This is a genomic window from Herbidospora sakaeratensis, assembly GCF_001570525.1.
GTDB classification, from domain to species: domain Bacteria; phylum Actinomycetota; class Actinomycetes; order Streptosporangiales; family Streptosporangiaceae; genus Herbidospora; species Herbidospora sakaeratensis.
Genome location: NZ_BBXC01000008.1, coordinates 555,533 through 564,602, shown reverse-complemented (window position 1 = coordinate 564,602; position 9,070 = coordinate 555,533). Strand labels below are relative to the sequence as shown.

The following is a 9,070-nucleotide window of genomic DNA, read 5'->3' as shown; positions in this document are numbered from 1 at the left end:
CTCCCACTACGCCCTTCAGCGAGGCTAGGGACGCGCTTTCGGCAGGGTCAAGGAAACGATGAAATTTCATTACGTTTCATGACATCGCGGTAACGGCCTGCAGTTTCATCGCGAATTCAGGGCCGCCTCTTGACAGCCCGGCGCCGAGACGATCTACGTCAGGCGGCGTCTTACTGCAGGTCAAAGCGGGTGTTTCGGTCGGCGGTCCAATTCCATGGAGAGCGCTCTCCACCTGCGTCGACGCCCCCTTCCGGCCCTCCCGGGTGTTTCGCGGGTGTTTCCCCGCCGGGGATTGGGGCCTTGACACCTGTCAGCCGCCCGCGCGAGTCTCTTGATTTGGAGAGCGCTCTCCAACCGCGAAGCCCTTCACCCCCCAAGGAGCGGCCGTGTCCCGCTTAGGCCTGTTCATCGCCACCCTGGTCGCGCTCGTCGCGTCCGGGCTGGCCGTCACCTCCCCGGCGGCGGCCGCCGACCCGCCGATCTCGCAGGGCAAACCCGCGACCGCCTCCTCCTCCGAAGGGGCCTTCCTGCCGGGGGCCGCCTTCGACGGCGACCTCACCACCCGCTGGGCCTCCAACTTCAGCGACCCGCAGTGGATCCAGGCCGACCTCGGCTCCACCCAGCAGATCAGCCAGGTCGTGCTCCACTGGGAGGCCGCCTTCGGCCGCTCCTTCGCCATCCAGACCAGCACCAACGGCACGACCTGGACCGACGTCTACACCACCACGACCGGCGCGGGCGGCGTCCAGACCCTGAACGTCACCGGCTCGGGGCGGTACGTCCGCCTCCACGGCACCCAGCGCGGCACCGGCTACGGCTACTCGCTCTGGGAGTTCCAGATCTTCGGTCCGGGCGGCGGGACCGGCGACCCCGGAGGCACGTGCGGCACCGCCAACGTCGCCCAGGGGAAGACCGCCACGGCGTCCAGCGTCGAGAACGCCGGCACCCCGGCGAGCGCCGCGTTCGACGGCTCCGCCACCACCCGCTGGTCGAGCGCCTACAGCGACCCGCAGTGGCTCCAGGTGGACCTCGGCTCCTCGCTGCCGGTCTGCAAGGTCGTGCTGACCTGGGAGGGGGCGTACGCGACGGCGTACAAGATCCAGTCGAGCACCAACGGCACGACCTGGACCGACCTCCACAGCACCACGACCGGCACCGGCGGCACCCAGACGATCAACGTCAGCGGGACCGGCCGCTACATCCGCATGCACGGCACCGCCCGCAACTCCGGCTGGGGCTACAGCCTGTGGGAGATGGCCGTCCACAGCGGCGGCGGGACCGACCCCGACCCGGACCTCGATCCCGACCCGGGCACCTGGACCGAGGTCTGGCGTGACGACTTCACCGGCGGATCCGGCACCTCGCCGAGCGCCGCGAACTGGCTGCTGCGCACCGGCACCTCCTACCCCGGCGGCGCGGCCAACTGGGGCACCGGCGAGGTCGAGACCATGAGCGCCTCCACCGCCAACGTGGCGCTGAACGGCCAGGGCTTCCTGGAGATCAAGGCGCTGCGCGACGGCGCCGGCAACTGGACCTCCGGCCGCGTCGAGACCCAGCGCACCGACTTCGCCCCGCAGCCCGGTCAAATGCTCCGGTTCAGCGCCCGCCTCAAGCAGCCCGACGTCGCCAACGCCCTGGGCTACTGGCCCGGCTTCCGCGCCACGGGGGCCGCCTACCGGGGCAACTACACCAACTGGCCCGGCGTCGGCGAGACCGACATCATGACCAACGTCAACGGCCGCAACCAGCTCGCCCAGACCCTCCACTGCGGCACCGCCCCCGCCGGCGTCTGCAACGAGTACGACGGCCGGACCAGCGGTTTCGCGTCGTGCACGGGCTGCCAGACCGGCTACCACGAGTACACGCAGATCATCGACCGCACCAAGACCGACGAGGAGATCCGCTTCTACCTCGACGGCCGGCAGACCTGGGTCGTCAGGGAGTCCCAGGTCGGCGTGGCGGCCTGGCAGGCGGCCATCCACCATGGCTTCTACCTGCGTCTCGACCTGGCCATCGGCGGCTCGTTGCCGAACGCGCTGGCCGGTCAGACCACCCCGACGGCCGCGACCACGCCGGGGGGCGTGCTGAGCGTCGACTGGGTGCAGGTCGCCCGCCAGACCGGCACGACCCCGGCCGCGATGACCGACCCCGCCACCCCGGCCGGGCCGTCGGTCGTGCGGGTGACGGGCACCCAGGGCAACTGGCAGCTCCAGGTGAACGGCCAGCCGTGGGAGGTCAAGGGCATCACGTACGGCCCGCCGCAGGGCGCCGGCGACGGCTACATGCGCGACCTGAAGAACATGGGCGTCAACACGATCCGCATCTGGGGCGTCGACGACGCGACCCCGGCGCTGCTCGACAAGGCCGCCCAGCACGGCATCAAGGTGATCGTCGGCCACTGGCTGAACCAGGGGGCCGACTACGTCAACGACACGGCGTACAAGACCGCCGTGAAGGCCGAGATCGTGGCCCGGGTGAACACGCTCAAGGGCCGCCAGGGCGTGCTCATGTGGGACGTCGGCAACGAGGTCATCCTGACGATGCAGGACCACGGCCTGCCCGCCGCCACCGTCGAGGCCCGGCGGGTCGCCTACGCCCAGTTCGTCAACGAGGTCGCGGTCGCGATCAAGGCGGCCGACCCGAACCACCCGGTGACCTCGACCGACGCCTACACCTTCGCCTGGACCTACTACCGGGCCCACTCGCCGGCCCTCGACCTGCTGGCGGTCAACTCCTACGGCGCGATCCACACCGTCCGCACCGACTGGATCAACGGCGGCTACACCAAGCCCTACATCGTCACCGAGGCCGGCCCCGACGGCGAGTGGGAGGTGCCCAACGACGTCAACGGGGTGCCGACAGAGCCGACCGACCTGCAGAAACGCGACATGTACACGGCCAGCTACAACGCCATCCACAACCACACCGGCGTGGCGCTGGGCGCGACCCAGTTCCACTACGGCCTGGAGAACGACTTCGGCGGCGTGTGGCTCAACACCCTCACGGGCGGCTGGCGGCGGCACGGCTACCACTCGCTGAAGCGCGCCTACACCGGCACGGCCTCGGCCAACACCCCGCCGGAGATCAACTCGATGACCGTCCAGAACCAGACGGCGGTCCCGGCGGGCTCGCAGTTCGTCGTGGAGACCGGCGCCACCGACCCGAACGGCGACCTGATCCGCTACAACCTGATGTTCTCCAACAAGCACGTCAACGGGAACCGCGGCTTCGACCACGTGCGCTTCACCGAGACCGCCCCCGGCCGGTTCTCGGTGACGGCCCCGCAGGCCATGGGCGTCTGGAAGGTGTACGTGTACGCCTACGACGGCCACGGCAACGTCGGAATCGAGACCAAGTCGTTCCGCGTCGTGCCGCCCGTGGCGCCGGGCGTCAACGTGGCCGCAGGCAAGACGACGACGGCCTCGACCTTCCAGGCGACCGGCGACGGCGGCCCCTTCAACGCCGCGCGGGCCACCGACGGCAGCTACACCTCCCGCTGGGCCAGCGAGTGGGCCGACCCGCAGTGGATCCAGGTCGACCTGGGCTCCAACCAGGCGGTGAAGCACGTGCAGCTGGCCTGGGAGGGGGCCTACGGGAAGTCGTACAAGGTCCTGACCAGCACCAACGGAACGACGTGGACCGAGTCCTACGCGACGACGACCGGTGACGGCGGCTTCGACAGCCTGAACCTGACGGCGACGGCCCGGTACGTGCGGGTCGAGATGACCCAGCGCGGCACTCCGTGGGGCTACTCGCTGTGGGAGTTCGGCGTCTACGTGTAGCTCTCCACGCGGTGGGTTCGCCCGGTTCCGGGGCCGGGCGAACCCGCGGTGGTCAACCGGCGTTCCGGGCCGGCAGCAGATGCGGCGCGTATTTCTGCAACAGGTTCCGGAGGGGGTTCTCGAACCGCTCCACCCGTGCCGAGTAGACGCCGAACAACCAGAGGGCGGCGACGAGAACGACGACGATGAGCCACCAGTTCCATGAGCCGACATACCCGCGCAGGAAGGCCTGGGTGGCCGCGAACCCATTGCTGATCAAGGCCAGCGCGCCGGGGATCACGGAGACGGCGAAAATGCCATAAGACGTGTCGCTCTGGATGGATTCGGGCTCCATCGCCAGGGCCACGCCCAGGGATATGACGGCCGCCGCGACGGCCACGGCCCCCGCGCTCGCCAGCCAGGACGGCCCCCAGCCGTGCACGCCCCTGATCGTATTGATCAACTGGAACACGCCGGAGATCGACAGGACCAGTCCGACGCAGATCCAGACGCCGGTGGTCAGCGTGCCGAGAAGACGCGGTCTGGGCGTGGGCTTCGCGAGTTGCTCCCAGTCCTCACGGCGGCAATCCCTGATCCCGAGGCTGGCCACGAGCCCCAGCTTGACCGGCGAGTCCAGCCTTCTCAGCAGCAGGTCATACAGATCGACCGGCTGATCGGGCGATTCGCCGAACGCCCTCCGGAGCACTTCTCCGGCGAGTCTGTCAGCCAGCCGAGACGTGCCGCTCTCGACCGACCCGGCTTGGGCGGCCAGGCCGATGGTGTCGATCAGCCGGTAGACCTCCGAAGCGGAGGCGCCGATGGGGGACAGGGACGGCAAGGCCGGATTCTCGGCCGTGATCCTCCGGGCCAGCTCCTTCATCTCGGCATCGACGGTGAACAGCCGCTGGGTGACCTTCGGCCGCAGCTCCACGTGCAGGGGAAGGGCGATCAGAGGGCTCACGGGCGGCAGGTCCTTCGGCACGCCTTCGCCGAGGTTCTCTCCGACGAGCCAGGCGGTCCGGCCGACGATCGATCTCAGGCGGGGCGACCATTCGCCGTGAAAGGGCTCCGCGATCCAGCCGATTCGCTCGCCGGTGACCACGTCCTTGTCCTCCTGGTCCCTGTTCAGCGTGGCCAGGACGTCGTCGCTGTTCAGCAACACCGCCAGCCACCAGGCGGCGGGCACCCGGGTGGTCTCCGGCGTGAGCAGCGGGACCAGGGCCTCGGCCGCGGCCGGGGTGCCGATCCGGCCGAGGTCGTCGATCGCCCACAGGTTGCCGTCGCGGGCGACCCTGGCCAGGGCCGGAATCGCCAGATCCCCCATCGACCGCAGCTCCGACCGGGCGGCCGACTCCGCCGGGGTCAGCGCGATCAGGGCGTCGACCGCGTCGGCCCGGCCGGTGGTGGCGAGCACCCGGAACGTCTGTCGCCTTGACAGGGAATTCCTCCGGACCGTGGACGGATCTCTCGACGCCATCGACAGCAGGTGTCTCATCAGACGGTCGCCGCGCGGCCCACTGGTGCCGCCCAGGGCGCCGAGCGCGCGGACGGCTGCGTCGGGGAGCCTGGTGTGCGAGTCGAGCCGGCCGACATAGTGGCCGATCACCTCGGCGGCGAACGTGCTGTCGATCCGGGCTGCGCTCGACGATCTCGCGGATCAGGTCGTCGGCCTGGCCGGCGTCGAGGTTGAAGTCGTCGCCCTGGCTCCTGATCACCCGGAGCAGCTCCAGATGGGTGATCACCCGGCGGTCGTTCGCGTCGTCGGAGGCGTGCCGGTCCATCAGCAGCAGGGCGACCTTGCGCAGGATCGCGAGCTTGATCGCGGGGCCGTGCCGGGTGATCCCGCCGAGCCCTCTGGCCTCGTCGCGGCGGAGCAGATAGCCGATCGCCTGTTCGTAGAACTCCCAGCGAGAGCGCGGCATGAGTTCCCCGCGCCCGCCGAACACCCCTTCGACGAAGAGGTAGGCGATCATGGTCAGCAGCATCGGGCTGCGGGCGAGCGCCAGGACGGGCCGGTTCTCCTGCAGGGACCTGAAGAGCGCCTCGACCTGGAGGTCGTTCTCCAGCAGATGCCGCAGGAGCAGCCGCAGCGCCTCGTCGTCGAGGTCGACCACGGCGATGGGAGGCCCGAACTCGGCCGCCAGCTCGCCGTCGTACACCTCGTCTCTGCAGGTGACGACGATCGGGCAGTTGTGGTGCTGCCTGGCCAGGTTCTTGATGTCGGCGAGCGCCGCGTCGTAGTGGGCCTGCAGGATCTCGTCGAGGCCGGATCGACTTGCCGGCGCCGGGCTCTCCGACGATCACCGCGCGATCGGCGTCGCGTAATCGTTCCTCGATGGCCAGCCGCTCTCCGCTGGCTTGGTAGCGGACCGGCACGTAGACCTTCTCCACCATGATCGGGTCGTCGTCGCGACGGAATCCCATCGTGTGGCGGCCGTGATTCTGGTGCACGGCCGCGGTGTAGGCCCTCAGCGCCTTGGGCTTCAGGACGTCCTGGGGACGGTTGGTCTGGAACCGCCCGAGAAGCTGTTTCCCGAGTTCCTCGACGATGCCGCCGGTGAACTTGTCGGCCGCCCACAACAACACGAACAGGGCCAGCAGTCCGCCGCCATAGGGGAGTAGCGCTTCCATCGACGCCTGATCCACGATCGCTCCCGGGGTGGGTGTCTGCCCCGGTTCTATCCCAGATCTTCGTCATCGCGCAGCCGCGCGGCCACCACCAGCATGGTCACCCCGTGCCACAACCCGCCCGTGTAGCTCCCGTGGTCGCTGACCGGGACCCAGGCCGACAACGCCACCCCCAGCCCGGTCGTCATGACCTGGCTCGTCCCGATCAGCGCCGCCACCCACCTCGGGAACACCCCCGCCCGCCACGTCGCCACCCCGAACACGAGCAGACCGGCGCCGAACACCAGCGGCCCGACCGGGAACGACAGGAACACCAGCGCCTCGGTGCCGAGCACCAGCCCCACGTTCCCGGTGATCGCGATCGCCGCCCCCGCCACGATCAGGACCAGCCCGGCGAGCCCGGCCCGCCCCGAACGGGCGCGCTGCGCCAGGTGCACCCCCAGCAGGGTCACCGACAGCAGGGTCCACGGCACCAGGACCAGCGCGTCGCGGAAGTCCGCCGGATCCGGTCGCACGATCGACTCGATCCCCAGGCCGAACCACCCCAGCGCGCTCACCGCCCCGGCCACCGCGAACGGGGTCGGCGTCTCGGCCGACGACGGGCGTGCGTTCATGCGGCCAGCCTGGAAGCCCGCGCGGGACGGCCGCATGAGCCACGGGTCACGTCCCCGCCCGGGACTTCTCGTCCCATGACGGCGGGACGTCCCGAATGCGACGATGTGCCGGATGAACGGCAGGAAGAGACGGATTCTCGGCGATTCCGGATTCGCGGTCGCCGGGTTGATCCTGCTGTTCGTGGCGGGCGCGCTCGCCGTCGAGCCGGTGCTCCGGGAGCGCCACGTCGCCGGGTTCGTCGAGCGGTTCGACGCGTTCCGGGCCGTCGCGGCCATTGCGTTCGGGGTGCCGGGGGCGTTCGTGGTCACCCGGCGGCCGGAGTTGCGGGTCGGGTGGCTGCTGCTGGCGGTCGGGTTCGCGCAGGGGTTCTCGCTGGCGGCGGGGGCCTACGGGCTCGTCGGGATCAACGACCGGCCGCTGCCGTTCGACGACGAGCTGATGTGGGTGTCGAACTGGTTGTGGGCACCGCCCTACCTGGCCGTGCCGACGCTGTTCCCGCTGTTCCTGCCCGACGGGCGGCTGCCCTCGCGGCGCTGGTGGCCGGTGGCGGCGCTGGCGGTGGCCGCGATGGCGGCCGGCGCGGCCGGGTGGGCGCTGATGCCGGCCCAGGACGTCGACGTGCCGGACCTGTTCCCGCCCGGCTACACCGGAATGGAGCCGCCGTTCCCGTGGCTCGCGGCTCCGTTCCAGACGGCGGGGCAGGTCCTCGGGCTGACCGCCGCCGTGGCCGCGATCGGGTCGCTCGTCTGGCGTTACCGCCGGGCGTCGGGGGAGGTCCGGCGGCAGGTGCAGTGGGTGCTGGCGGGCGGGCTGCTCACGCTCGCGGTGGTCGCGGCGGCCGCGCCGCCGGTGCTGGACAGCGCCGAGCTGATCATCCTGGCGCCGGTCCCGCTGCCGGTGGCGCTCGCCGTCGCGGTCCTGCGGCACCGGTTGTGGGACGTCGACCTGCTGCTGGCCCGCACCCTCACCGTCGCCGCCCTGGTGGTGACCCTCGTGGTCGTGTACGCCGCCGGCGCCCTCCTCCTCGGCAACCTCTCCCCGCTGGCCCTGGCCGCGGCGGCGGTGCTGGCGCATCCGGCGTACACGCGCATCCACCGGCGGGCCAACCAGGTGGTCTTCGGCGACCGCGACGACCCGGTGGCCGCCCTGCGCCGCTTGGGCGACCGGCTCGCCGGCGCCGGGCACCCCTCCGAGCTGCTGGAACAGGTCACCGAGTCGCTGGGACGGGCGCTGCGGGTGCGGCACGTCGCCGTCGAGGAGGGCGGTGTGGTCGTCGCGGCCTGGGGCGAGCCCGGCGGGCCGCTCGAACGGGTCCCGCTGCGGCACCGGGGCGCGGAGACCGGCACCCTCGTCGTCGGCGGGCCGCTGCGCCGCCGCGACCGGACCGTGCTGACCGAGCTCGCGCCGCACATCGCGGTGACCGTGCGGGCCCACCGCCTGGCCGCCGACCTCGAACGGTCGCACCGGCGGCTGCTGGCGGCCCGCGAGGAGGAGCGCGCCCGCCTCATGCACGAGCTGCACGACGGCGTCGGCCCCACCCTGGCCGCGCTGGCGTTCCAGGCCGACCGGGCCCGCCGTCAGGCCCCGGAGGCGGCCGAGCTGCTGGCCGGGCTGGCGACCCAGATCAGGGCGACCGTGGTGAACGTCCGGGCGATCGTCAACGACCTGCGCCCGCCGCCCCTCGACGACCTGGGCCTGACCGGCGCGCTGGCGGAACTGGCCGGGAACTTCGCCGGCGGCCTGGCGGTGGACGTGCGGACCGGGGGCGCGCTGCCCGTGTTGCCCGCCGCGGTCGAACTGGCCGCCTACCGGATCGCCGCCGAGGCGCTGAACAACGCCGCCCGCCATTCGGGCGCGTCATGTTGCGCCATCGACCTGGACGTCTGCGAAGGTGGCTTGCGACTCCGGATCGACGACGACGGCTCCGGGCTGCCCGAGCCGGTGCGGCCCGGCGTCGGACTGTCGTCGATGCGCCGCCGCGCCGTCGACCTCGGCGGCACGTTCGACCTGGTCGACCAGCCCGGCGGCGGCCTGTCCGTCCGCGTCGTCCTGCCCCTGGAGTAGCC

General features: G+C 71.3%; 6 protein-coding genes. 4 read left to right on the top strand and 2 right to left on the bottom strand.

The annotated features are described in order from the left end of the window. The first annotated feature begins 386 nt into the window (after positions 1–386). Positions 387–3,782: a discoidin domain-containing protein gene (locus AW271_RS08330; protein ID WP_157553970.1), complete on the top strand. Its 3,396-nt coding sequence runs from the start codon at positions 387–389 to the stop codon at positions 3,780–3,782. Positions 3,783–3,834: 52 nt separating this feature from the next. Here AW271_RS08330 and AW271_RS08325 read toward each other — a convergent pair whose 3' ends face one another. Further along, positions 3,835–5,367 (bottom strand): HEAT repeat domain-containing protein, encoded by a 1,533-nt coding sequence (locus AW271_RS08325; protein WP_157553969.1) that lies wholly within the window; start codon positions 5,365–5,367, stop codon positions 3,835–3,837. Positions 5,368–5,380: 13 nt separating this feature from the next. Between AW271_RS08325 and AW271_RS39550 the strand changes: the two genes are divergently transcribed. Together AW271_RS39550 and AW271_RS08315 are read left to right on the top strand one after the other, a co-directional pair. Continuing rightward, positions 5,381–6,157 (top strand): hypothetical protein, encoded by a 777-nt coding sequence (locus tag AW271_RS39550; protein WP_157553968.1) that lies wholly within the window; start codon positions 5,381–5,383, stop codon positions 6,155–6,157. 40 nt (positions 6,158–6,197) lie between these two features. Continuing rightward, on the top strand, positions 6,198–6,383 hold the full coding sequence (locus AW271_RS08315; protein WP_157553967.1) for a hypothetical protein: 186 nt from the start codon (positions 6,198–6,200) through the stop codon (positions 6,381–6,383). A gap of 56 nt (positions 6,384–6,439) precedes the next feature. On the opposite strand, the gene AW271_RS08310 is transcribed toward AW271_RS08315, so the two are convergent. Next, positions 6,440–7,003, bottom strand: coding sequence for a hypothetical protein (locus AW271_RS08310; protein WP_157553966.1), 564 nt, complete (start codon positions 7,001–7,003; stop codon positions 6,440–6,442). 112 nt (positions 7,004–7,115) lie between these two features. Between AW271_RS08310 and AW271_RS08305 the strand changes: the two genes are divergently transcribed. Then, positions 7,116–9,068, top strand: a complete 1,953-nt coding sequence (locus AW271_RS08305) for a sensor histidine kinase (protein ID WP_062334410.1) — start codon at positions 7,116–7,118, stop codon at positions 9,066–9,068. Positions 9,069–9,070 lie beyond the last annotated feature (2 nt).